Origin of the sequence: Secundilactobacillus hailunensis (assembly GCF_005405185.1) — a bacterium.
Lineage (GTDB): Bacteria > Bacillota > Bacilli > Lactobacillales > Lactobacillaceae > Secundilactobacillus > Secundilactobacillus hailunensis.
Genome location: NZ_BJDO01000005.1, coordinates 52,469 through 76,815, shown reverse-complemented (window position 1 = coordinate 76,815; position 24,347 = coordinate 52,469). Strand labels below are relative to the sequence as shown.

General features: G+C 44.3%; 23 protein-coding genes, 1 pseudogene and 1 riboswitch. Of the genes and pseudogenes, 19 read left to right on the top strand and 5 right to left on the bottom strand.

Translation table 11 applies throughout. From position 1 onward, the window contains the following. The first annotated feature begins 91 nt into the window (after nucleotides 1–91). From ribD to ribH, 4 genes are read left to right on the top strand one after another with little or no spacing between them, the layout of a single operon-like run. Nucleotides 92–1,135 (top strand): bifunctional diaminohydroxyphosphoribosylaminopyrimidine deaminase/5-amino-6-(5-phosphoribosylamino)uracil reductase RibD, encoded by a 1,044-nt coding sequence (gene ribD, locus FFM73_RS02595; protein WP_137630228.1) that lies wholly within the window; start codon nucleotides 92–94, stop codon nucleotides 1,133–1,135. Nucleotides 1,136–1,137: 2 nt separating this feature from the next. Further along, complete coding sequence (locus FFM73_RS02590; RefSeq protein ID WP_137630227.1) at nucleotides 1,138–1,740, top strand: riboflavin synthase; 603 nt, start codon at nucleotides 1,138–1,140, stop codon at nucleotides 1,738–1,740. Beyond that, on the top strand, nucleotides 1,737–2,945 hold the full coding sequence (gene ribA / locus FFM73_RS02585) for a GTP cyclohydrolase II (RefSeq protein ID WP_137630226.1): 1,209 nt from the start codon (nucleotides 1,737–1,739) through the stop codon (nucleotides 2,943–2,945). Before FFM73_RS02590 ends, ribA begins: the two co-directional genes overlap by 4 nt. Continuing rightward, nucleotides 2,946–3,407, top strand: coding sequence for a 6,7-dimethyl-8-ribityllumazine synthase (gene ribH, locus FFM73_RS02580; RefSeq protein WP_137630225.1), 462 nt, complete (start codon nucleotides 2,946–2,948; stop codon nucleotides 3,405–3,407). 131 nt (nucleotides 3,408–3,538) lie between these two features. Here the strand turns inward: ribH and FFM73_RS02575 are convergent, their stop codons facing one another. Further along, nucleotides 3,539–4,228, bottom strand: coding sequence for a GTP pyrophosphokinase (locus tag FFM73_RS02575; RefSeq protein WP_137630224.1), 690 nt, complete (start codon nucleotides 4,226–4,228; stop codon nucleotides 3,539–3,541). A gap of 157 nt (nucleotides 4,229–4,385) precedes the next feature. On the opposite strand from FFM73_RS02575, the gene FFM73_RS02570 reads away from it, so the two are divergent. The 8 genes from FFM73_RS02570 to FFM73_RS02540 all read left to right on the top strand — a co-directional run bounded on the left by FFM73_RS02570 (nucleotide 4,386) and on the right by FFM73_RS02540 (nucleotide 12,372). Beyond that, nucleotides 4,386–5,270, top strand: coding sequence for a LysR family transcriptional regulator (locus FFM73_RS02570; protein WP_137630223.1), 885 nt, complete (start codon nucleotides 4,386–4,388; stop codon nucleotides 5,268–5,270). A 122-nt stretch (nucleotides 5,271–5,392) separates the two neighbouring features. Next, entirely contained in the window at nucleotides 5,393–6,136 is a 744-nt protein-coding gene (locus FFM73_RS02565; protein WP_137630222.1) for an SDR family oxidoreductase, read from the top strand. Nucleotides 6,137–6,149: 13 nt separating this feature from the next. Further along, entirely contained in the window at nucleotides 6,150–6,557 is a 408-nt protein-coding gene (locus tag FFM73_RS02560; RefSeq protein ID WP_137630221.1) for a cupin domain-containing protein, read from the top strand. A gap of 11 nt (nucleotides 6,558–6,568) precedes the next feature. Next, on the top strand, nucleotides 6,569–6,895 hold the full coding sequence (locus FFM73_RS02555; protein WP_137630220.1) for a carboxymuconolactone decarboxylase family protein: 327 nt from the start codon (nucleotides 6,569–6,571) through the stop codon (nucleotides 6,893–6,895). 89 nt (nucleotides 6,896–6,984) lie between these two features. Further along, nucleotides 6,985–7,152: a hypothetical protein gene (locus tag FFM73_RS12710; protein ID WP_171001171.1), complete on the top strand. Its 168-nt coding sequence runs from the start codon at nucleotides 6,985–6,987 to the stop codon at nucleotides 7,150–7,152. A 166-nt stretch (nucleotides 7,153–7,318) separates the two neighbouring features. Next, entirely contained in the window at nucleotides 7,319–10,078 is a 2,760-nt protein-coding gene (locus tag FFM73_RS02550) for a cation-translocating P-type ATPase (RefSeq protein WP_137630219.1), read from the top strand. Between the two features lie 129 nt (nucleotides 10,079–10,207). Then, the gene (locus FFM73_RS02545) at nucleotides 10,208–11,410 is read left to right on the top strand and encodes a class I SAM-dependent methyltransferase (RefSeq protein WP_137630218.1); all 1,203 of its coding nucleotides are present in this window, start codon (nucleotides 10,208–10,210) and stop codon (nucleotides 11,408–11,410) included. A 149-nt stretch (nucleotides 11,411–11,559) separates the two neighbouring features. Next, a complete protein-coding gene (locus FFM73_RS02540) occupies nucleotides 11,560–12,372 on the top strand; it encodes a hypothetical protein (RefSeq protein WP_137630217.1) in 813 nt (270 codons plus the stop codon). Between the two features lie 44 nt (nucleotides 12,373–12,416). Here the strand turns inward: FFM73_RS02540 and rpsN are convergent, their stop codons facing one another. After that, nucleotides 12,417–12,686, bottom strand: a complete 270-nt coding sequence (gene rpsN, locus FFM73_RS02535) for a 30S ribosomal protein S14 (RefSeq protein WP_137630216.1) — start codon at nucleotides 12,684–12,686, stop codon at nucleotides 12,417–12,419. Nucleotides 12,687–12,903: 217 nt separating this feature from the next. Then, nucleotides 12,904–13,001: riboswitch (TPP riboswitch) on the top strand. Nucleotides 13,002–13,078: 77 nt separating this feature from the next. On the opposite strand from rpsN, the gene cytX reads away from it, so the two are divergent. Beyond that, nucleotides 13,079–14,263 (top strand): putative hydroxymethylpyrimidine transporter CytX, encoded by a 1,185-nt coding sequence (gene cytX / locus FFM73_RS02530; RefSeq protein ID WP_137630215.1) that lies wholly within the window; start codon nucleotides 13,079–13,081, stop codon nucleotides 14,261–14,263. A 77-nt stretch (nucleotides 14,264–14,340) separates the two neighbouring features. Here the strand turns inward: cytX and FFM73_RS02525 are convergent, their stop codons facing one another. Further along, the gene (locus tag FFM73_RS02525) at nucleotides 14,341–15,285 is read right to left on the bottom strand and encodes an FAD:protein FMN transferase (protein WP_137630214.1); all 945 of its coding nucleotides are present in this window, start codon (nucleotides 15,283–15,285) and stop codon (nucleotides 14,341–14,343) included. A 501-nt stretch (nucleotides 15,286–15,786) separates the two neighbouring features. Here FFM73_RS02525 and FFM73_RS02520 point away from each other — a divergent pair. The 3 genes from FFM73_RS02520 (at nucleotide 15,787) to FFM73_RS02510 (ending at nucleotide 18,529) form a co-directional block, all read left to right on the top strand. Further along, the gene (locus FFM73_RS02520; RefSeq protein ID WP_137630213.1) at nucleotides 15,787–16,221 is read left to right on the top strand and encodes a GNAT family N-acetyltransferase; all 435 of its coding nucleotides are present in this window, start codon (nucleotides 15,787–15,789) and stop codon (nucleotides 16,219–16,221) included. Between the two features lie 195 nt (nucleotides 16,222–16,416). Then, a complete protein-coding gene (gdhA, locus tag FFM73_RS02515; RefSeq protein WP_137630212.1) occupies nucleotides 16,417–17,763 on the top strand; it encodes an NADP-specific glutamate dehydrogenase in 1,347 nt (448 codons plus the stop codon). 166 nt (nucleotides 17,764–17,929) lie between these two features. Next, a complete protein-coding gene (locus FFM73_RS02510; RefSeq protein ID WP_137630211.1) occupies nucleotides 17,930–18,529 on the top strand; it encodes a hypothetical protein in 600 nt (199 codons plus the stop codon). Nucleotides 18,530–18,597: 68 nt separating this feature from the next. Here the strand turns inward: FFM73_RS02510 and FFM73_RS02505 are convergent, their stop codons facing one another. Further along, nucleotides 18,598–19,419: a hypothetical protein gene (locus tag FFM73_RS02505; protein ID WP_137630210.1), complete on the bottom strand. Its 822-nt coding sequence runs from the start codon at nucleotides 19,417–19,419 to the stop codon at nucleotides 18,598–18,600. Nucleotides 19,420–19,645: 226 nt separating this feature from the next. Next, a complete protein-coding gene (locus FFM73_RS02500; RefSeq protein ID WP_137630209.1) occupies nucleotides 19,646–20,797 on the bottom strand; it encodes an RNA-guided endonuclease TnpB family protein in 1,152 nt (383 codons plus the stop codon). A 163-nt stretch (nucleotides 20,798–20,960) separates the two neighbouring features. On the opposite strand from FFM73_RS02500, the pseudogene FFM73_RS02495 reads away from it, so the two are divergent. From FFM73_RS02495 to FFM73_RS02485, 3 genes and pseudogenes are all read left to right on the top strand, one after another. Beyond that, nucleotides 20,961–21,167 (top strand): annotated as a pseudogene (locus FFM73_RS02495) (transposase); the annotation flags it as partial. A 331-nt stretch (nucleotides 21,168–21,498) separates the two neighbouring features. After that, complete coding sequence (locus tag FFM73_RS02490; protein WP_137630208.1) at nucleotides 21,499–22,884, top strand: class II fumarate hydratase; 1,386 nt, start codon at nucleotides 21,499–21,501, stop codon at nucleotides 22,882–22,884. 38 nt (nucleotides 22,885–22,922) lie between these two features. Beyond that, a complete protein-coding gene (locus tag FFM73_RS02485; protein WP_137630207.1) occupies nucleotides 22,923–24,320 on the top strand; it encodes a flavocytochrome c in 1,398 nt (465 codons plus the stop codon). Nucleotides 24,321–24,347 lie beyond the last annotated feature (27 nt).

The following is a 24,347-nucleotide window of genomic DNA, read 5'->3' as shown; positions in this document are numbered from 1 at the left end:
TACTATTCCGTATGAAATCTTGTTTAGCTTATCAATCAATTAGGCCCCGCATTTTATTATGCGAGGTCTTTTTTCGTGAGGTGAATGAGGTTTGGTAGTATCAAAATATCTTCAAATGGCGGTCGATGCCGCTAAAAAGGGTCAAGCCACTTGGACTAATCCGCAAGTTGGCGCAGTGATCGTCAAAGATCAGCAAGTCTTGGCAGTGGGTTATCATCATCAGTTCGGTCACCGACATGCAGAAATTGACGCGCTGGCACAGCTAGCAGATATCAGTCAGGCTAAGGGTGCCACAATGTATGTCACTTTGGAACCGTGCAGTCATTATGGGAAAACGCCGCCATGTGCGAAACGGCTAACGGAAGTCGGTATTACCCGCGTCGTTATCGGACTGCTGGATCCTAATCCGCTGGTCAGCGGCAAGGGAGTCGCAATCCTCAAGGCGCATGGAATCCAGGTTGAGGTTCTTGGTGAGTCACTGGGATTAAACGTTGCGTATCGCTTTTTTTACCAGCATCAGCGACCGTTAGTGACCTTAAAGTATGCGATGTCACTGGACGGTAAGATCAATAGTGCTCAAAAGGAACGGACATTACTCACACAACCGGCAGCTCAGCAGGATGTCCAGCAGTTAAGACACCGGCAGCAAGTGATTTTAGTGGGCGAACATACGCTATCAATTGATAACCCGCGCCTAACTGTTAGAACTAATCCGATGGTATTTCCGCCAATTCGAGCAGCACTCGTTTGGCATATCGATGACGTGGACCGACAGAGCTATCTCTTTGATCAGTCTGCGCCCACCTGGTTCTTCAGTGCAACGGCATCGTCGACCAAGCTGCCCCCAAATATTCAAGTATTCGTTAACCCGCACTGGACACCGAAAACAATGGTTCAAAAATTAGCGGATGAGGGTGTTCAATCACTCTTAGTTGAAGGCGGCAGTCATCTGCAGGCAGACTTTATTGCAGCTGAACTAGTGGATGATCTGGTGATTTACGTGGCACCAATAGTGTTGGGTGGTACCGGTTTACCCGCTGTAATTGGGCAGCCGCTGACAGCACGAACAGGGTTTGAAAAGCCAACAGTCTCAATGCTGGGATCAGATATTCGGATTCAGACTAGGAGGGTGTAAAGATGTTTACCGGAATTATTAAGGGTACTGGTCGCGTTGTGGCACTGAAACGATCGGCGGATACCGCAAAATTAACTATTAGCGCTCCCGTACTGACCGAATTAAGACCGCATACTGGCGATAGTTATGCCATTAATGGAATCTGCTTGACAGTGACTAAAGCTGTAGCTGGTCAAATTACTGTCGAAGTGATGCCGGAAACCAGCCGACTAACTAATCTCAAGCAATTAAAAACAAATGACCGCGTCAATTTAGAACCTGCACTGGGTGTCACTGAACGGTTAGATGGTCATTTTGTACTAGGACATGTTGATACTACTGCGAAACTCGTTCAACGTGAGCAAGACCAAAATGCCATCATATTAAGTTTTGAAATTGCTTCTCAATATGAGGATTATATTGTTAAAAAGGGGTCAATCGCAATCGATGGTGTCAGCCTAACAGTGACACAGACCCATGCTCGGCGATTTAGTGTGAGTTTAATCCCGTATACTCAAGAGCAAACAACCTTAGGAGATCGCCAAATTGGCGATTTAGTCAATATTGAAACGGATATTTTGGGAAAATATGTGGTGGCGAGGCAGCGAAAGGAAGCAATTCAATGACAAATCAAGCATTGACTCAAAAAATTGAAGCAGCAATCAAAACGCTTAAGCAGGGCAATTTAATTATTGTGGCAGATTCGCTGAACCGTGAAGCTGAAGGGGACATGGTGGGACTTGCCGAATATGTTTCGCCGACAACTGTTAACACAATGGTAACCAAGGCTCGGGGACTGCTCTGCGCGCCCATGAGTGCGACGGTCGCACAACGATTAGGCTTAAAACCAATGGTAACGGATGCAACGGATGCGTTCGGGACGGCATTTACAATTAGTACTGATGCGCGGACGACCAGTACCGGGATTTCCGCTTACGATCGGGCAACCACCATTGCGGCGTTAGCTCAGACGGGTAGTCAGTTTGCTGATTTTTATCATCCAGGCCATGTCTTTCCCTTAATTGCCCGGGATAATGGCGTGTTAGAACGCGATGGGCATACTGAAGCAGCGGTTGATCTGGCGAAACTTTCGGGCAGTCAGCCAGTCGCTTATATTTGTGAGATCCTTAAAAAAGATGGGACGATGGCTCGGCGCAAGGATCTTAAAGCCTATGCAGAAGGGACCCAGACACCAATGATCACAATTCCAGAACTGCAACAGTATCGCCAGCTCAAAATGATTCAAACAATTACTGAGGTTAACTTACCGACTAAGTATGGCAACTTTAAATTGAAAGCGTTTAAGACCAGTGTCGATAGCGAACCGACACTACTGATTACAAAGGGGAATATCCAAGGTAATGAACCATTATTGCTACGGCTTCACTCGGAATGTTTAACGGGTGATGTGTTTGGTTCAAAACGCTGTGATTGCGGTGCTCAACTGGCTGAATCACTAAAACGAATCGAACAGGCTGGCCGAGGGGCAGTGCTATATTTGCGCCAAGAAGGACGTGGCATTGGTCTTGCTAATAAGTTAAAGGCCTACGAACTGCAAGAACAAGGACTTGACACGGTCGAGGCAAATTTACATTTAGGCCTGCCGGCTGATGACCGTAATTATGGTCTGGCAGCGACCATTTTACGGCAAGAAGGTGTCAAAACGGTTAACTTGATGACGAATAATCCGGATAAAATTCAGCAGTTAGAACATCATGGCATTCAGGTTAATCAGCGAATAGCGCTTGAAACGGGGCTAACACCAGAAAACAAAGCGTATTTAACCACTAAAAAGAATAAATTCCATCATCTTTTAAAGGAGGTCAATTAAATGAACGTCTTAAATCATTCGAGAATTAACCATGATTTTAAAGTGGGTATCGTGGTGGCGCAATTCAATGCACTGGTAACGGAGAAGTTGCAACAAGGGGCAGTTTCACAATTGGAAAAGTATGGTGTGAGTAACGCTGATATTACAGTAGCGACCGTCCCTGGTGCTTTAGAGTTACCACGGATAGCCAAGAAGTTGGCGGACAGTGGCCAGGTGGATGGCATCATTGCGCTTGGTGCTGTAATTCGCGGTGAAACTTCGCATTATGATTATGTATGTGCTGGAACCGCTGATGGCCTAGCACAGGTGTCTCTGACTGGACCAGTGCCAGTCATGTTCGGTGTTTTAACCACTGATAATCTCGAACAAGCAATTAGTCGCGCTGGTGGCAAAGGTGGTAATAAGGGCGCTGATTGTGCGGATGGGTTAATTGAAATGCTTAATTTGGAGAAACAGCTTTAAGAAAAGTAGCGCTTAACATATAGTAGTAAACTGTTAAAGAAGTAAAGCGGACGGACACTGATCTTGATGGTGTCCGTCCGCTTTATTAATTGAAATGTTTCACGTGAAACATATTTACCAAAGAATCGGCCTTATTTTTCCTGTAAGTTATTAAAAATACCCTGCATATGCGTCTCAATCTGATTGAGTTCAGTCGAGTAGCCCTTCAGTTCATCGCCAAATTGTTCGACTTTTTGTTTATCAACATCGGTTTTGTAGCGTAGTTTGTGTTCCAAACTGGCCCACATATCCATGCCAACCGTTCGTAGTTGAATTTCCACGGGAGTTGTTATTGGTCCGCTGGCTTGAAAGACAGGGACGGAAACGACCAGATGCAGGCTTCGGTAACCGCTTGGTTTGGGATTAGAAATGTAATCCTTACGTTTCAACAGCGTGACATCGGATTGTTTAGTCAACGCGTTTTCAACGGTTTCGATATCATCAAGGTAATTGGTGATCACCCGAATGCCAGCAATATCGAAAATATTATCTTTAATGTCATCAAACGTGAAGTCTAACCCCTTTTTAGTTAGTTTGCGTAAAAGACTTCGGGGGGATTTCATCCGTGTTTCCATATGGTGAATCGGGTTATGATTTTCAAGCATTTCAAATTCACTATCTAGGTTTTCCAGCTTAGTCCCAAACTCTTTGGCACCAGCTTGGCACTGCTGATAATAAACAAAGAAACGGCGTATTTCAGTGGTGTCATAGTCACCTAACACATGGCTCATTTCATCAGAGATCTGATTGATGTTAGGTAAATTAGTACGTTGTAAAATCATATTAGTACTCCTTTGAACGTTAATGCTGTTATTTTAGCACTTAATGCTGAGACGAGTGAAGTTAAGATTAACATGTAAATGTTTTTTAACTTGATAGCCGGCTTTACAATCCAGTGACCAGCAATTAGACTTAAACAAAATGCAGGGAGGTGAGATTATGGAACTAAGATTGCTGCGTTATTTTTACACGATTGCGGAGGAGGAAAACATCTCCAAAGCAGCCACGATTTTACATATTACCCAACCAACTTTGAGCCGGCAGCTAAAACTTCTGGAAGACGAATTGGGGACGGCGTTATTTATTCGTGAACATCATCATTTAACACTCACGGATGCGGGGTTGTTTCTAAAAAGTCGGGCGGCGGAAATCTTAGAATTGTCTCAGCAAACCACCCTAGCATTTGAGACCCGCAAACAGCAATTATTTAGTGGTAACATCAAAATTGGCTGTGTCGAAGCAGATAATTCTGATACGCTGTCTATGATATTAGAGGAGTTTGTGCACGATTATCCGCAGGTGACCTTTGACATCTTTAGCGGTACTAGCGACATCATTAAAGAACGGCTGGATAAGGGTTTACTAGATGTGGCGATCCTATTGCAGCCAGTGGATACGACAAAGTATAAAACGTTGACTTTACCACGGCGTGAACGTTGGGGATTATTGGTGTCAGCTAACTCTTCATTGGCCCGACAGGCTTCGATTTCCCCCACTGATCTGACACGGATACCCCTGCTCCTATCCGGTCGGCATGAGGTTCAAGAGATGCTTAGTCACTGGGCGCAGGTGCCAATTTCAAAACTGCAGGTAAAAGGGCACTTCAATCTCTCCTTTAACGTCATTTCACTGGTTGCCCACGGGGTTGCGCCAGCCTTAATGATCGAAGGGGCCATTAGCGGGCGGAAACCTAAAGAAGTCAGCTTCGTTCCGTTAGCACCGTCAATTGAAACTAACTGTGTGTTAGTTTGGCGACGAGAACGAATTTTGACGCCCGTTGTTGATCAGTTTATTAAGAGTTTCAAAGACAGTTTTCAAAATTAATTCTGAAACGGCTACTATGCTTGTTGAGCATGGTAACCGTTTTTTTAAGTATTAGACGTATACTATATTTCAACCTAAACTAAGCTTTGTTGAAGTCACAAGGGCAATGCAAAGGAGAAAATATGACAATTAAAAATAAAATCGTGCTGATTACCGGTGCATCATCTGGTATTGGTGAGGCGACTGCTAAATTATTAGCTCAACATGGCGCAAAATTGGTTTTAGGTGCCCGCCGCGCCGGTAAGTTACAGACCATTGTCGATGACATACAGCAAGCTGGTGGTCAGGCAATCAATCGGGTAACTGATGTGACGCAGCCAGCAGATTTGACTGCACTGGTGGCCGTTGCGCAAGAAGCCTTTGGCGAGCCAGACGTGATTTTTAACAATGCCGGTATCATGCCATCCTCCCCAATCAGTGCGTTAAAAACGGCTGAGTGGAATGACATGATCGACATTAATTTAAAGGGCGTGTTAAACGGCATTGCGGCCGTGATGCCGATCTTTACTCAACGGCGGTCAGGTCAGATCATTACGACTTCTTCAGTTGCCGGCATCAAGAGTTTTCCGGGATCAGGTGTTTATGGGGCAACCAAATTTGCTGTTCGCAATTTAATGGAAGTGATTCGGACGGAAAGTGCGCAAGAAGGAACCAATATTCGGACAGCTACTCTGTATCCGGCAGCTATCAATACCGAATTACTACAGACGATTACGGATCAGCAAGCCCTGACCGGAATGAAGCAACTGTATGCCAAAGTCGGCATCACGCCGGATGCCATTGCCCGGGTAGTGGACTTTGCGATTGATCAGCCGGCAGACGTGAACGTGAATGAATTTACGATTTATCCGACTAAACAGGCTTAGGAGGCAATTAAAGATGAACAGAGACGAACAACTTAAAAATAGTATTTTCCCATTAGGAGATAAAAATGAGGCTTACGCGCAGTATTTTGTGGGTCAAAGCTACTTACAGAGTTTAGTGAATGACCCTGCCGTAAACGTTGGTGTTAGTAACGTCACCTTTGAACCCGGCTGCCGTAACAATTGGCATATTCACCACGATGGGTTTCAGATTTTACTCGTTACTGGTGGTCGTGGCTGGTATCAAGAAGCGGGGAAACCAGCTCAGAAACTAACTGCTGGCGATGTTATTGTGACTCACGATGGGGTTAAACACTGGCACGGTGCTGCTAAGGACAGCTGGTTTGCCCACGTTGCGATTACTGCGGGAACGCCAGAATGGCTGGCACCGGTGAGTGACGCTGACTATGATGCATTAGATTAGGAGGTACAATAATGGTAGAAAAACAAACAGCCGGTCGGGATAATTTAGGCGACTTCGCACCGCAATTTGCAGCTTTGAACGATGACGTGTTATTTGGTCAAGTCTGGTCACGCGAAAAACAGTTACCAGCTCGCGACCGTAGCCTAATTACCTATGCAGCATTAATGGCACAAGACCTCTTTCCGCAATTAGAAGCCTACATGAAAATCGCAAAAAAGCATGGTGTGACGAAAACTGAAATGGTGGAATTAATCACCCAATTAGCTTTCTATACCGGTTGGTCCAAGGCGTGGTCAGCGTTTGGCATTGCGCGAACGGTTTTTGAACCGGCTAAGTAATCGTCGAAAAGAAGGTTTCTAGCTTGACTTCATATTAATTAAGCGTAGAATGTTCCCCAACTAACACACGCTTGAAGGGAGCTGGGCATATGAAACGAACTTGGATGATTACAGGAATGAGCAACAGTTTTGGTCAGCGATTGATTCAAAACCTCATTAAAAAGGGGAAGCTGGCTACTACTAATGCCCAGAACGAATTAAAAATTAAATCACAAGATCAAGGTCGCGTTGATTTAATGATTAACTTACGCGGGTAAGCATTTAATTTTAACAGCTGATGAAGAGGCTGAACCCAATGCGGTTCAGCCTCTTTTTGCAGTGATTTAAATACAAAACTGAATAGAAGATGCATAATGTGCATAAGTGAACAATCATGCTGAGTGAGCACGCATTCATTAATTTGAAAGTAAGCTGGCGATAGTGATGAGTGATGAAAATCCAGACGCAACAAGACCGTTAGATGAGCTCTTGAGTGATTTGAAGACGAATGAGACGGGTCTCAGTGAAGATACGGCAGTCAAACGATTGCAAACATACGGTCAAAATACGATTCATCGGCAAAAGCAGCAATCACAGCTAGTGATCTTTTTGAAGAATTTTACCAGTTTGATGGCGATCCTACTGTGGGTTAGCGGTATTATTGCGATGCTGAGTGGCTCCGTGGAGCTGGGAATCGCCATTTGGGCAGTCAATATTATTAATGGCGTTTTTAGTTATTGGCAGGAGCATCGAGCGGCTAAAGCGACAGATTCCCTAATGGCTATGCTACCAACTTACACGCGGGTTCATCGGGACGGTAAAGTTAAACAAATCGACGCGTTGAACCTCGTCCCCGGCGATGTGTTTGACCTTCAAGCTGGCAATGCGGTGCCAGCGGATGCGCGATTGATGGCAGCGACTTCGCTGCAGGTCGATCAATCGGCGTTGACTGGTGAAACGGTACCGGAGTCCAAAAGCGTTGAATTTACACCTGGTGAAGGTAAATATTCTGAATCAAACATTGTTTACGCCGGTACCGCGGTGGGTGCTGGTACTGCAGAAGCGGTGGTTATTGCTACAGGTATGAACACTGAATTTGGTAAGATTGCGTCGCTAACTGAAAAACAGAGTAACATTACTAGTCCCTTAACACTGGAACTGAACCGATTGACGAAGCAGGTTTCCATCATTGCGATGATTATTGGGGCTTTGTTCTTTATTACCGCTATTTTCTTTGTTCATTATCCAATCAATAAATCATTCATTTTTGCATTAGGCATGATTGTGGCGTTTATCCCAGAAGGATTATTACCAACTGTGACCCTATCATTAGCGCAGGGGGTGCAGAAAATGGCGAAGCGCCACGCTTTGGTCAAGGATCTAAATAGCGTGGAGACGCTTGGTGAGACCACGGTGATTTGTTCTGATAAAACGGGGACACTGACGCAAAACCAAATGACGGTCAATCATATCTGGTTACTGACGGGGGAGTTTACCGCCTCTGGTCAGGGTTATGTTAATAATGGCCAAGTCCAGCAACATAATCAGCCGGTGGCTAAAGCTGGCACGCCGGATTTAAACCGGTTGATTTCAATTGCTGCGCTGAATAACGATACGCAAGTTGAAAATGATACGAAGTCAAAGAAGCCTAAAATTTTGGGAACACCGACCGAAGCTGCGCTAGTGATTCTCTGCCAAAAAGCGGGCTTCAATACCAAACAGCATTTAAAAATTATGCCGCGCATCAAAGAGTTATCGTTTGATTCACGCCGTAAGATGATGACCACGATCCATCAAGAAGATCAACAGCTCTATATTTACGTTAAGGGTGCTCTGAGTGATCTGCTGGGCCAATGCACCATGATTCAAGAAAATGGCATTGCCCGGGAAATAACCGATGCGGATAAACAAGCTATTAATGCCGCCAATAAAAAATACGCCGCTCAGGGGCTACGGTCGCTTTCCTTTGCTTATCGGGCAGTACCGTTTAAAAACCAGAACCAAGTTGATGGTCTAGAAATTGCCAACGCTGAAAGACAGCTGACCTTCGTGGGCTTAACGGCGATGTCTGATCCGTCGCGTCCCGAAGTTTACGATGCCGTGAAGAAGTGCCATGAAGCGCAAATCAAGATCATTATGGTGACTGGTGACAGTCAGTTAACTGCTAAATCAATCGCGGTTCAGATTGGCTTAACCTCTGACCAGGTCCGGGTGGTCACGGGGACCGAACTGGACAGTATGAGTGATGTCGATTTGAAAGCAGCCTTAAAGGGTGAAATTATTTTTGCCCGGGTGGCGCCTGAACAGAAATACAGGATCGTATCGACTTTGCAGACCATGGGCGAAGTGGTGGCTTCCACCGGTGACGGTGTAAATGACGCCCCCGCTTTGAAGAAAGCGAACATCGGGGTGGCCATGGGTGTGACGGGTACGGATGTAGCTAAGGACGCCGCGAATATGATCTTAACGGATGATAACTTTGCCTCGATCGTGGCTTCCGTTGAAGAGGGCCGGGCCGTTTACAGTAATCTGCAAAAGTTCCTGCTCTATATTCTGAACTCCAACATGCCAGAAGCAGTGCCATCAGCACTGTTTCTGTTTAGTCGCGGGCTGATTCCGTTGCCGCTGACCATCATGCAGATCCTAACGATTGATCTGGGAACGGATATGCTGCCAGCACTGGGACTTGGTTCTGAAATGGCCGAACCAGGGGTGATGAAGCAACCACCGCGGGCCCATAACGCCCACTTATTGAATAAACGCATTTTATGGAAAGCCTTTGCTTGGTATGGCGCGATTGCCTCCGTTGTTTCCACAGTGGCCTACTTCTTCGTTAATATCCAAGCGGGCTGGCCGAATCAAGCATTGCTTGCAAGCGGTATCGGGTACAGTCGGGCCACGACGATGACGCTGGCAGCCATTATTTTCTGTCAGATTGCGGCTGCTTTGAACTGCCGAACCAAGGATGAGTCGTTATTCAAAATTGGTTTATTCAGCAATCACATGATCTGGACGGGGATTATTTTTGAAATTATCCTGTTAACGATCTTGTCATACACACCAGTGCTGCAAGGAATGTTTCACATGACGCCGTTATTAGGAACAGATTGGCTGTTCTTGTGTATTATTCCAATCCCAATCGTATTAATTGAAGAATTTCGTAAGTGGCTCTTGAGAGGGAAAAGACGGGCGATAACTAATTAAGGTAAAAGTGTATCCCGTTGACAAATCTTTTGAGGACTTGTAAGGTAGTGAATTAGTTAGTTTTGTCAATTAAGTTAACAGAGTATGATCATGTTTCAGTATTAATTCTATAAGAGAGAAGGCAGTTACGTGTTAGAGAAAACCGTATATCGACAATTATTGAGCCATGCATTTGATATTCCAATTTCTGTGACCTATTGGGATGGTAAAGAGGAAACTTATGGTGAAGGCGAACCGGTCGTTAAAGTCCGGATGAATGAAGAGCTCCCGTTGAAGAGTTTTACTGACGAGCCGACTTTGACATTAGCTGAAGATTACATGCGAGGTGCTCTTGAAATCGATGGCAGCATTGAAGAACTGGTGGCCTCTGCTTACCGTACAGACCATAGCTTTTTGACGAATAATCCATTTATCAAGCATTTTCCAAAGGTCTCACATTCTGAAAAGAATAGTGAAAAAGACGTTCAGAGTCACTACGACATTGGTAATGACTTCTATGAAATGTGGCTGGACAAGACGATGACGTATTCATGTGCCTACTTTGAACATGATGACGACACTTTGGAAGAAGCCCAAGTGAACAAGATGCACCACATCTTAAATAAATTAAAGACTGAACCTGGTAAGCGCCTATTAGATATTGGTAGCGGCTGGGGAACGTTATTGTTTATGGCTGCTGAAGAATATGGCTTGCAAGCCACGGGTATTACTCTTAGTCAGGAACAATACGACTATACCCAACAGCAAATCAAAGACCGTCACCTTGAAGGCAAAGTTAACGTGTTGCTAGAAGACTATCGTGAAGTGGATGATCAATTCGATTACGTCACTTCCGTTGGAATGTTCGAACACGTGGGTAAGGAAAATCTTGGCCTGTACTTCAAGAAAGTGGCCGACTTCATGAAGCCAAATGGCCGTGCCTTGATTCACGGGATTACTGGTCAGCATGAAGGCGCTGGGGTCGATCCCTTTATTACCAAGTACGTCTTCCCTGGTGGCTACATTCCAAACGTGGCTGAAAATCTGAAGCACATTATGGATGCCAAACTCCAGTTTTCTGACATTGAACCATTGCGTCGACATTATCAAAAGACCCTTGAAATGTGGTATCAAAACTACAAGAAGGTTGAAGATAAGACCGCCGAAAAGTACGGCAAAGAATTTGCTCGTATGTGGGGAATGTACCTGCAAGCTTGTGCCGGTTCATTTGAAGGTGGCAACATTGACGTTATGCAGTACCTATTGGTTAAAGCACCTAGTGGTACTGGCCTACCAATGACCCGTGAGTACGTTTATGAAGCCGACGATAAAAAGGTTTCACAAAACGCTTAAAAAGTAGTAGATCTTAACATAGGTGGTTAAAGACGAGTTGCCTGATTTTGAAGGCAACTCGTTTTTGGTGTCGGTTGAGCTGTGAGAGTTTACAAACCCACCGGTCAGTTGCTATGATGAGCTTAGACACATTAAGAAGGGGCGATAGGTTGGCATCAATTCAGGTTCTAGAATCATTTATTCGCGGTAAAGTCAGTGATGAAAAGTGTGAAGATACCATCGTTAATACAGCGGATTTCATTGCCATTGTTGATGGGGTTACCAGTAAGTCGCACTTTAAGTATCAGGGTAAAACCACTGGTAAATTAGCGTCCACCATGATTGCGGGTATTCTTGAAGGCCTGCCCAAGAAAACAACATTGTCAGAGCTGATCAAACGAGTCAATCAGCGGTTTGCAGCCTTTTACCAGCAAGTTGATTTTACGGCTGATCCTAAAAGTCAGGGCTTACAGGCCGTCGCTGTTATTTATTCGCGGTATTACAATCAGCTGTGGCAGGTCGGTGACGCCCAGATCAATCTGGACGGTCAGCTGCTGACCAATCCGAAACCGAGTGATCTGGTATTATCGAATATGCGCAGTTTGATCCTGCGCTTGTCTTCCGATAGCGACCAGCAGGCAGATCCCGGTCGTAAGGCGATTTTACCGTGGATCTTAAAAGCCACTCAATTTGCTAATTTGGCTGACAGTGAGTGGGGTTATAGTATTTTTAATGGCCAGCCCATTCCCGAAACACTTTTGAAAGTTTATTCGTTAACTAATGAGCCCCATCAAATCGTTTTAGCCAGTGATGGCTACCCGAAAGCGGCTGAAACTTTGGCGGTATCAGAAGCTGGTTTAGACGATGTATTGAAAAATGATCCCAATTGCAGCCACACTTATCGGTCAACTAAGGGGCTGGTGGCTGGTAATCGGTCCTTTGACGATCGCAGCCTGATTCATTTCACGGTTACGCCAGAATAATAAAAAATTCTCCTAGACTTAGGTCTGGGAGAATTTTTTATTGCTTACCAAGAAGCCTTACGAACACCTGGAATTTGGCCAAGGTGCGCGTATTGGCGGAAATTCAGACGAGACATATTGAACTTCCGCATGTAACCGCGTGGACGGCCATCTAGGCTGTCCCGGTTGCGCAGGCGGTTAGGGTTAGAGTCCCTTGGCAGTTGTGCCAACGCCTCGTAGTCGCCTGTAGCCTTTAATTCGCGCCGAATCGTTGCGTATTTTTCGATCAGTTCACGTTGCTTGTTATATCGTGCAATCTTTGATTTTTTGGCCATGTTTTCCTCCAATGACTTAGTGATGTACTGTAATCAACTCATTAAGTAATTGCGGTCAATGGTGTTAGTAGTATTTATCTGCCACAACAATGTTACTAATTTACCAATAATTGATCCAAATTGCTACTGATTCGACTTGATGTAATTAAACTGTAATAATTACGCTTTACGTCTGACGCTCGATTACTGTAAGTATGTTAAAATAATAACTGTCAATTTGATGCACTAGGGGCGCCATTTGGCTGAGATAGATGAATCTGGTCCCTTTGAACCTGTTAAGTTAATGCTTGCGAAGGAAAGTGTACACGAACATCTAGATGAATGATGACCTTTCGGTGCGCGGAACTAACTGTGGCTGAAGGGTCTTTTTACTTGAAGAAAGGGAGATTTTAATGGGTAACACAAAACCAAGCGGCTTATTTCTGCTTTGGATGGGTGCGGCGATTTCGATTGCCGAGATTGTGACCGGGACGCTGATTGCACCACTAGGCTGGAAGAGTGGTCTGCTAGCAATTTTTATTGGGCATATCATAGGCTGTTTTGTCTTTTTGCTGCCAGCTGGTTACTTATCAGCACAGCAGAACCGAACCGCGATTCAGGCCACTAAAACGGTCTTTGGCAAACAGGGTGTCTGGTTGTTTTCAGGACTGAATGCCTTACAGTTACTCGGCTGGACGGCGGTAATGATCGTCAACGCCCAGTTAGCGATGAACGGGCTGTCAAAGACGTTGTTTAACTACCATTCAGTCTTGGTGATGTCCTTGATCGTGGCCGTGCTGATTGTGGTATGGCTGCTGATGGATCACGACTGGCTGTTTAAAGTCAACAACGTGATCGTGGTGTTATTAGCAATTGGCATGTTGCTGATGCTGTGGACCATTATCAAAGAGGGCCGTTTGCAAAATAGCGCCAACCTCTCACCGTTGAGTTTTGGTAGCGCGGTTGAACTGAACGTCACCATGGCCTTGTCCTGGCTGCCATTAATTGGGGATTATACCCAGCATACTGACCATCCGTTTAGAGCCAGCATGGCCAGTGTGAGCGGTTATTTTGTCGCTAGTTTTTGCATGTTTTCACTGGGATTGTTCACCGTGATTTTAACCGGACAATCTGACTTTACGACGGTGCTGTCGCATTCTAGCATGGGCATGATTGCGCTGCTAGTCATTGTGTTTTCAACGGTGACAACAACCTTTATGGATGCCTTTTCAGCGGCAACGAACGTGGCTAACTTGGTTAAAACTAAGCGAGTCAACCTGATTGCGATTGGGGTGACGATCTTAGGCTTACTGATTGCCCTGTTTGTTTCGATGTCGTATTACCAGAACTTCCTGTACGCGATTGGGGCAGTCTTTGCACCACTGTTTGCGATTTTATTCGTGAGCGTCTTTTTGATGCACCAACGGCTGTCAGTACCGTTAAACTTTATTTGGTGGCTGATCGGCGTAGTGGGCTATTCATGGCTGCAGAAATTAGACTTCTTCTTGGGTACCACCTTCTTTTTACTCTTAGTATTGGGACTGGGTGTGTACCTGACTGGATTAGTTACGAAAAAATACCCGTTGATGACGGATTGAATTTAAGCAGATTAAAACGCAGCCAGCTGACCTGAATTTTAGGCAAGCTGGCTGCGCTTTTTTAATTTAATCGTTGTTTAAATGAGGTGGTAATGATCGTCTGTCAATTCAAAACGATCCTTTAAACCGGACGTGATGGCGACTTTGAAGTCACGAGTGACAAAAATGGCGTCTAAGCCTGGCTGTTTTTCAATCAACGGAATTCCCTTATCGATATCCTGATAGAAGGCCTCGGTCGTCCAGATATCACCGTCGATGGAAACGTCACTCACAATGGTGACACTTTCCAAGTCATTTTGAATGGGATAACCGGTCTTGGAATCAAACATATGGTGGTAGTTATGCCCATTAATGACAAGGTAGCGTTCATAAATGCCCGAAGTCACGATCGATTTGGCGGGGGTGGTGAGAATACCTAGCGCAGTGTGACGCTGTTTAAGCGGGTTTTGGACCCCGATGCGCCATAGCCCATTGGGGCGCGCGCTGTCACCAACCAGTAAGATATTGCCGCCTAGGTCGATGATGCCGCTTTTGACGCCCATGGAAACCCACAGATCCTTGATGGCATCGGCAATGTAGCCCTTCGCGATGGCTCCCAGATCGATTTCCATACCGGGCTTGGTGAGAAAGACCGTTTGCTGATCATCGTCCAAGTGAATATCGTTGGGATCAATTAATTGGAGCCGTTTTTTAATCTCGGTATCAGCCGGTAAATTAGCGCCATCAAAGCCGATTTTCCATAACTTGACTAACGGCCCAATAGCGGTGTTAAAGCCCAGTTGCCATTTGCTGACGGCCACCGCGCGTTTGATTAGCTGGTAGGTAATTTTGGAGACCTGAACGGGCTTTTCTCCCGCCGCGTGGTTAACGGACATAACTTCAGAGACGGGGCGGTTGACCGTCAGAATATCTTCGTAGTGTTTGATCAGACGGTTACCTGCATCGAGATCAGCTGTTGTTGCTGGTTCATTTACCGAGAGGGTGATAACTGTTCCTAAGCCATAATATTGTTTTTGAATCATCTAGGGGTCACGCCTTCCATAAATTTCGTATAGGTTTAAGATAACACAAAACCGCGTTGGCTGATATATTCAGTCAACGCGGTCGGTCTTCTATCGTGAAACATCTAAATGGTGAAGCTATATGAGTCGCAAGTGTGCCATCAATAAAGTCACTTTGATGAGCCTTATGAAATCCGATAACTTGATGAGTAAAAAATGAGTAAAAAACTGCCGGATTCATAAGGATGATCAATTATTATGTAGTCGTTTCTTTCATACGCATACCCTCCATTTCAGATTAAAGATATATGTACGACAATGTGAAACTAAGTGGATGTCACCTCTGTTTAATTGGATTAAAGTTACTATAACATTAAAAACAAATGAGTGCAACATTAACACAAGATTAAATAGGGCCAAACGTGGAAATACCTATTCAAGTTGTGAAAACTTGCCATTTAGTGCTGAGCGGCGTACCTTAAAGATTGTGTTAAAGAGTAAAAGAGAAGAGAGGGTCAAAAAGTGAAAGCTGAAAAGCTGGAGAACTTGACTGAAACTGATCAGAAGGTACTGATGAGCATTTGGCTCGCCGGTAATTTGGATGCTCACCCGTTTGTTGCTGCTAAATACTGGCAAGATCAGGCTACCGAAGTGTCACAGCAATTGGCTAAGGCCACTATTTATGTCGTTCAGCAAGATGATCAGATCATTGGCTTTGCTGGGATGCAGATGTATAATTTGGCGGGACTGTTTGTTAAACCGGGTTATCGTAACACGGGTATCGGCAGTCTGCTGTTATTTGCCTTAAAATCAGACTATCAACGAATTGATCTGGCGGTTTATGAAAAAAACGAAAAAGCTGTCCGTTTTTACCAAAAACATGACTTTGATGAAAGTGATCGGGTAGTGGATCAGGATACGGATGAAGTTGAACTTAAAATGAAATGGCGTGCGTAAGCAATCAACGCCCGTGACAAGTGTCAGTTGGTTTAGTAAAGAGCCGCTAGATTTCCTCAATTAGGAAATTTAGCGGCTCTTTACTTTAGAATGCTTTCTCATTTATTTTTAATTTAGACGTTTATTAGTAAACGTTATCGTGCTATACTAACATCAACGTATGGCTTAGAACTGATTATAGAAAGGATCGATTTCATGACAACTGCAACCGATTATTTAACGCGGGTTCGGGCTGATATTGCACGGCGTGACCCTAACCAAACTGAATTTTTAGAAGCCATTGATAACTTCTTTAAGACTTTAACACCGGTACTTGAGGCGCATCCAGAGTACGTTAAGGCTAACATCGTTGGTCGTTTGACGGAACCGGAACGGGTCATTCAATTCCGGGTACCCTGGGTGGATGATCAAGGCAACGTTCAAGTTAATCGTGGGTTTCGGGTTCAATTCAGTGCAGCTATCGGTCCTTATAAGGGTGGGTTACGGTTTCACCCCACCGTTAATTTATCGATCATTAAATTTCTAGGTTTCGAGCAGATCTTTAAAAACAGCCTGACTGGCCTGCCAATTGGTGGCGGTAAGGGCGGTTCTGATTTCGATCCTAAGGGTAAGTCTGATAACGAAGTGATGCGGTTTACGCAAAGCTTCATGACGGAGCTGCAAAAGTATATTGGACCAGACCTAGACGTTCCAGCAGGCGATATTGGTGTCGGCGCACGTGAAATTGGCTTTATGTATGGGCAATACCGTCGCTTAAATGGTTATCAGGCAGGGGTTTTAACCGGAAAAGGATTATCTTTTGGCGGCAGTTTAGCCCGGACGGAAGCGACTGGGTATGGTCTGCTATATTACACGGAAGCTCTATTAGCAGCGCAGGGCGATCAGCTAACGGGTAAGAAGATCAAAGTTTCAGGTGCCGGCAACGTGGCCATCTACGCGATTCAAAAAGCCACCGAGCTTGGCGCAACCGTACTCACTGCCTCAGACTCAGATGGATTTATCTATGATCCTAATGGCATTGATTATCAACTGATTAAGCAAATTAAAGAAGTGGAGCGGGGCCGAATCAAGGAATATGCTGATCGGGTTGAGACAGCCACCTATCAGACCGGTTCCGTTTGGGACTTTGATACTGATTATGATATTGCGTTACCCTGCGCGACTCAAAATGAAATTGATGGTGCCAAGGCTAAACGCCTGGCTCAAAATGGGGCAACGGTGATTGCCTGTGGTGCTAACATGCCATGTACACCCGAGGCAGTTGAAGTCTTTAAACAGGAGAACGTCATTTTAGGCCCTGCTAAAGCAGCTAACGCTGGTGGGGTTGCTGTTTCTGCCCTTGAAATGAGTCAGAACAGTGAACGGTTATCATGGACTTTTGAAGAAGTTGATAACCGGTTGAAGACGATTATGAAGGGTATTTTCGATGAATCAGCGGCCGCTGCCAAGCAGTATGATCTGGGGACTGATTACCTGGCTGCCGCAAACATTGCCGGTTTTAGTAAAGTAGCTGAGGCCATGCTGGCACAAGGCGTGATTTAAAAGATAAGGGCAGGCTGATCAATGCTAAGACTGTCTTTTCAAATACAGCAATAAATTGATTCTCTTTGCGTATCCTTAGCCTTACCCACTAGAAAAGAATTATAATAGATAGGTAAATCAACGAAATCTAAAACAATTAAATTTTAATTTTCTAGGGGGATACGACATGGGAATCATTCTGGTATTTATCTTTAGCCTCATGACTATCATGGGCGCACTGTCATGGTGGTACGCAGCTCATTATAACGGGTTAGTCGGCACAACCATGATACTCACGATTATCAGTGTGCTTGGATTGTTATTTAGCTTTGGCTATGTTTATGAAAAGGGCTGGGTCAGACCTAAGCAGACGCAAACGACCTCAACTAAAAATAACGTCAATTCCAATCTCTATTTTGCGCAAAAAAGCTCCGAATCTGAATCAATCAGGCAGCAGCATCAAAATGAACAGAGTATCTTGCAGCAACTGCAGAAATCGTATGGTAAAAATGTCGGCGATGTGAGCTTCAATCAGGATACTAAGACCTACACAGTGACACCCACTAATGCGAAATACATTCAGTCGGTCACGACGATGTGGAAATATCCTAAAACCAATGCCAAATCAATTAAGACAATGTCAGCTAACTATGTAAAGATGTCGCAGTCCATTGATCAGTCGTTAAAGGGCAGCTATACCTTGCAAGTGAAACGGTCTAAGAGCGGTCCAGTGATCTTGTCTATTAAGAACGGGCAGGCTACGGCCATGAACGAGAGTAAGCAGTAGTGAATAAGTAGTAGTAAAAAAGCGCAATGATCAGGTGTCATAACTGGTCATTGCGCTTTTTCGAGTAGTTAGTCAGTTGTACCGGTCTTCACAATATTAGCCGATTTTTGTCGATCATAAACGATGCGGGTGTGCTTCGTCACTCGGGTCAGCATGAAATAGTGATGCGCGTTAATAGCGGAACTGTAACCACCGTAGTAGTGGCCGGCAATTTTGTCAGGCTGGATGCGGTGATTAAAATTATAATTACTCAGCGATAGTTCACTGGCCGTAATGATGTTAGCATCACCGTACTGAACGGTCTTTACCGGATAAAGTTTCAGCCCGAATTGTTCACTATGAGCTTGGCTGACAGCGGTTAGCGGATAAGCAATTGGTGCTGCATAGCTGCTGGGATTATCGTGAATCGCTTGATTGATTTTCAAATACTGCTGTAATGCTTTGATTTGTGATGGTTCGCCATTGGTTCTTCGTAGTTGTTTTAAATCAGATTTAATGCCTGCAATATTATTAGCTGTTTGAGCTTGCTGAGCAGTAACGCCAGTGTGAAAAGCCTCTTGGTCCTTATTTTTCGCCCACCTGATCTGTTCAGCAGTCGACATTTTGGCTAATTGCTTTAAGGAGATCGGCTGTTTACCAGTTGGTAACATATAAGTAGTAGCTTTACCTTTTTGAAGGACAAAGATTCCGTTGACGGCAGAGTTGGCAGTGACCTGATTTTGAGCTTGAGAAACATGATACCAAATACGTGGTCGGGCAGTCTGGCCTGATTTAACCAATGCCAGTTTAGTGACTGGTTGCGTCTGAACCTTTTGATTACCGCAAGCGGTTAAGAGTAGGCCGAGCGGTACAACTAAAGTTCCGAATAGTAAGTGTTTAATACGCAACAAAAAATTCCTCTCTATAAATGACAGCCGAAATAAACCTGATTTAGAAGTTAATTCTACTATAAAATGGGGAATAATAACATAAATCCGATTAAGTGAACTACTCGTCACTAAAGTAACGAGCTTCTAGGAACACCGCTGACTTACACAGCATTCTCCGAATGGCATGCAGCGGTTACGGCTATTTACTAAGGCACGTTCCATGCCAGATAGTCTTTTAGACTCCAAGTTACGCAGTCGCTTGTAGAATATTAACTGCGGCATTAATGTCTCGATCATGGCTAACGCCACAATTAGGACAGGCCCACTGTCTAATATCTAAAGTGTGCTTACCATCATCATAGCCACAGCTGGAACATATTTGAGAAGTTTTTCTAGGATTAACAGTGACTAACTGTTTTCCATACCAAACGCACTTATATTCAAGCATTCGATGTAGTTCCCGCCAGCTTTGATTGGCAATTGCTCTAGCAAGCTTGTGGTTTTTAAGGAGATTTTTGGTTTTCAAATCTTCAATATAGATCACATCATATTGGGCTACCAAAGTTTTTGTTAACGTATTTAAGTAATTGTTACGTTGGTTGGCTATTTTTTCCGCATACTTAGCGACCATTCTTTTAGCTTTTTGATAGTTCTTAAAGTCTGATAGCTCGCGGGGTTCAATGACTTTGTTGTGTTTATCCCAAGCAATTTCTTGCTGAGCTTGTAACCTTCTCCGAGCTAAACGTTTCTCCCAGTAATGTTTCTTTTTACTGAGTCGTTTATCAAAGCGAATCGTTGGGTATTTCACGCCATCACTGGTGATCATTAAGTCAGCAACACCCAGATCAATACCAACTGGATTACCGGTCTTGGCTAAGGCTTTAATGTCAGTGTCGACTAGAATAATGGCATAGAACTTACCCGTAGCTGAAAGGCGAATAGTCACATTCTTGATTTTGCCAACTGGTTTTCTACCTGATTTAAATTTTAGCTTTCCCAATTTGGGTAACTGGATGTGGTGATTATCAACTAGTTTAATATTGTGATTGACCGACTTGGTCTGATAGCTCTGCTTCGGGTACTTACGAGATTTGAACTTAGGGAAGCCTTTATGCAGCCTAAAAAACTTTTTATAGGCTTCTACTAAGTCATGGTTGGTTGACTGTAAGCTAGTGCTTTCAGCATCTTTTAACCATTCATACTCAGTCTTCAAGGCTGGCAGTAAATTATTCAAGGCAAACGCATTTAAGAATTTAGCTTCTGGGTTATTTTGATATCTTTCAACCATCATCGCTAGTATTTGATTCCAAACAAAACGGTTATACCCAAAGTTGAGTTTGATTTTGAGTTGCTGCTCTTGATTAGGATATAGCCGTAATTTGATCCCTTTTAAAGTCATATAGGTTCACCTCTTTTCCATTTCTAGTATATCATAATGGTATGCTAAAAATGAATATAAGTGGCTATATACCAACGAAATTAGGTAAACGTATGATTAAGCACGAACATCCTAATGTGTATGATTTTAACTTTCAACTGGTTTGGACTACCAAGTAGTGAATAAATCAGCGCCATCTTCAATCGTTAAAGCTTTTAAAGGTGGTTCATGGTTTATTCAGTTCCCACAAACCAAGAGATTACTCTGGAGCGGACATTTATGGTCTCCTAGCTTCTTTATGAGTACCCTTGGTAATGCTTCAAAAGAAACAATAGTTCAATACGTTGACTCACAATTAGACCGATACAACGGTGGATGTCCAAGACATTGATTCATCTCGGCATTAAAATACCGATTTTTCTCAACTGACGCCACTTATAAAGTACAAAATGGGGAATAACTTGTGAAAACGATTCCAAAAAATATGTGTGAAAATGTAAACTAAATTAAAAAATATTCATTTGGATTGTGTAAAATATAAAATGGGGGCATAATACTAATTGATCGCCGATATAGCAACCTCATAAGCAAATATAATGAAGTGAGTAGTTTTTGACTATAACGTATTTGGCTATTATTCTATAGATGTTAGTGAACAATATCACGATAGTCTTTTTGTTGTTACCTGTATAGCAGTTACAAATACAATGGAGGTCAAGAAAATGTCAGATTACAGAATTGAATCAGATACGATTGGCGAAGTTAAGATTCCCGCTACCGCACTTTGGGGCGCTCAAACCGAAAGAAGCCGTAACAACTTCCCAACTGGTGAAAAGATGCCACTGGAAATTATCAAGGCTTTGCTGCAGATCAAGAAAGCCGCAGCTACTGCCAACAAAGAATTAAAGAATATTGACGGTGCTAAGGCCGACTTGATCGTCGAAGCCATTGATACCTTACTTGCACTTGACGATGAGGACTTACGTAAGGACTTCCCATTGGTCGTTTACCAAACTGGTTCAGGTACGCAAACCAACATGAACGTCAACGAAGTCGTTGCTCACCAAGCTGGTAAACTCAACGCTGACATTGAGATCTTACCAAACGATGATGTTAACAAGGGTCAAAGCTCTAACGATATCTTCCCAACAGCAATGAACATCACAGCTGCCAAGGCAGTTAGCCGTTTGGAAGATTCAACTCAGCACTTGATCGACGAATTAAAGGTCAAGCAAGAAAAATACTGGAAGACGGTTAAAATTGGCCGGACCCACTTGCAAGATGCTACACCATTAACCTTTGGCCAAGAAGTTTCTGGCTGGGCTAGTGCATTGGAACATGATTTGGATTACCTAAAGACTTTAGGTAAGACTTTGAGTGAACTGGCAATGGGTGGTACCGCTGTTGGGACTGGCTTGAACGCTGCTCCTGGCTTTGCCGATATCATTGCTGACAAGATGGGCGAACTTTACGGCCTGCACTTTACAGCTAAAACCAACAAATTTTACGGTTTAGCTCACCACTCAGGCTTAAACGTGGTCCACGGTGCAATCAAGACCTTAGCTGCTGATCTGATGAAGATTGCCAATGACGTACGGTTCTTAGCTTCAGGTCCCCGTGCCGGTTATGGCGAATTAAACATTCCAGCTAACGAACCTGGTTCATCGATTATGCCTGGTAAGGTTAACCCAACTCAAGCCGAAGCCATCACCATGGCTGCTGTTCGGGTTATGGGTAACGATGTCGTTGTTGATATGGCATCTAGCCAAGGTAACTTCGAAATGAACGTTTACAAGCCAGTTTTAATTTCAGCCTTCCTTGAATCAGCTGAATTATTGGAAGGAACCATGCGTGGCTTTGCTGACAAGATGATCCATGGTTTGAGTGTTAACTCAGACCGGATGGAAGAATTAGTTGACCGCTCATTGATGACGGTTACTGCCTTATCACCACACATTGGTTACCACGAAAGTGCCACGATTGCACAAGAAGCCTTAGCTGAAGGTACTAATTTGAAAGAAGCTGCTTTGAAATCTGGCTTACTGACTGAAGAACAATACGATGCTTGGGTTATCCCAATCAACATGACCAACATCGATCAAAAGTAAATTTAAAAGCACAATAGATTAAGAATAGGAGCAAAATCATGGCTGAAAAATTTCATTTTCAACCAACCTCACTCACGCGGCTGCGTAAGCACTACGACGTGATTGTGATTGGTTCAGGTGCAGCTGGTATGACGGCTGCCATTCAGGCACACGAGTTAGGTTTAAAACCCGTTATCCTTGAAAAAATGGATAAACTGGGTGGTAACACTAACCGGGCTTCATCCGGAATGAACGCTGCCGAAACCAACGTTCAGTTACAGCACCACGTAGTCGACAGCTACCAAGAATTCTACGACGAGACCTTAAAAGGTGGCGGTGGCAAGAACAACACTGAATTACTGAAGTATTTCAGTGAACACGCTGCTTTGGCCATCGACTGGTTAGCTGATCACGACATCATCTTGGATGAACTCACGATCACTGGTGGGATGAGCAAGATGCGAACCCACCGGCCTCATTCCTTAGCTGCGATTGGTGGTTTTCTGGTGACAGAACTGCTCAAGCAAGTGCAAAAAGCACGGATTCCGCTATTTGCAGGGTTAAAGGTCACTGAATTAACCACTGATGATGAAGGTAAAGTGACTGGTGTACGGGCCACAACTGGTAAGCAAAGCGGTCCGCTGACAGCGGATGCCGTTGTGCTGGCTGCCGGTGGCTTCGGTGCCAACCAGGAGATGCTGACGAAGTACCGTCCTGATTTAAAGGGCATGAACACCACTAACCAACCAGGTGCTACCGGTGACGGTATCAAGCTGGCAGAGGCGTTAGGCGCTAAATTGGTTGATATGGATCAAGTCCAAGTTCACCCAACTGTTCAACAGGATACCCCGCACGCTTACCTCATCGGTGAAGCTGTTCGTGGTGAAGGTGCCATCTTAGTTAATAAGCATGGCGACCGGTTCGTCAACGAATTGGATACCCGTAAGAACGTGACGGCTGCCATTGATGGTTTGAAGGAAAACGGTGCTTATCTGATCTTTGACCAGGGCATTCGTGACCGGGCTAAAGCGGTGGAATTCTACGACTCAATCGGGTTAGTTCACACGGGTAAGTCGTTGGACGATTTAGCTGATCAATTAGGTTTTGACGCCACAGCGTTGAAGCAGACTGTTACTGATTGGAATACCGCGGTTGCTGACCAAGATGATTCAGCATTTAGCCGGACCACTGGTATGGAACGTGATATTTCAACAGCGCCATTCTTCGCGATTCACATTGCACCAGCCGTCCATTATACAATGGGTGGTATTGCCATTAACCATAAGACAGAAGTGCTTAATGATGACGGTAAAGCCATCAAGGGCCTCTATGCTGCCGGTGAAATTGTTGGTGGCTTGCATGGTAATAACCGAATCGGCGGTAACTCAATTGCTGAAACGGTGATCTTCGGCCGTCAAGCTGGGGAACAAGTCTTCAACTACATCAACGAAAAATAATAATGAAACCTTCGGGGAATAATCAAA